Origin of the sequence: Pseudoalteromonas sp. SG43-6, from assembly GCF_014164365.1 — a bacterium.
Classification (GTDB): Bacteria; Pseudomonadota; Gammaproteobacteria; order Enterobacterales; family Alteromonadaceae; genus Pseudoalteromonas; species Pseudoalteromonas rhizosphaerae.
In genome coordinates this window covers 1-606 of sequence record NZ_JACJEZ010000152.1, presented here as the reverse complement: position 1 = coordinate 606, position 606 = coordinate 1, and the positions used below count along the sequence as shown (strand labels likewise).

Below are 606 nucleotides of genomic sequence, written 5' to 3'. Positions count from 1 at the left end.
GTTTAGAAGAAAGACTCAGCGCGATTATTGACTGTGGCCATTTAGATGAAGCAGCGATTAATGAATACTGTCGTAGTAAAGGGCTTTATCCGCATCATATTAAGCAGTGGAAGCACGACTTTGCCCAAGGACCTACAACGAAACTAGCTAAATCAGACAGTAAACAGTTAAAGCAAGAAATAAAACAGCTGCAAAAAGAGCTTAATCGTAAAGATAAAGCCTTAGCTGAAACAGCGGCATTACTTGTTCTCAAAAAAAAAGCGGATGCCATTTGGGGTTTCAACGAGGACGATTAACGACGTCGACTGAGCGACATGAATTGATAAAGCTCATTACAGAAGCGCAGGATTCAGGGGCAAGGCAGAAGCCAGTGTGCGAATTACTTGGGCTAACGGCAAGAACGGTTCAGCGCTGGATGGCCGAAGATAAGATGGTAGACAAGCGAACTTGTACGGCAAAGCGGCCGCCCAATCAACTCACTGAGTTAGAGCGACAGCGTATTATCAAAACAGTCAATTCAGCTGAGTATGGGCATTTACCGCCGAGCAAAATAGTGCCCAAGTTGCTTGATAAAGGGGTATGGATAGCATCCGAGAGTTCGTTTTA

1 protein-coding gene and 1 pseudogene are annotated in these 606 nt (G+C 44.6%); both read left to right on the top strand.

Going from position 1 to position 606, the window contains the following annotated elements; translation table 11 throughout:
• The coding region (locus H5201_RS22560) for a transposase (protein WP_182785462.1) at positions 1 to 296 on the top strand (296 nt) is incomplete at its 5' end.
• Between the two features lie 74 nt (positions 297 to 370).
• Positions 371 to 606, top strand: a pseudogene (locus tag H5201_RS23005) (IS3 family transposase); the annotation flags it as partial.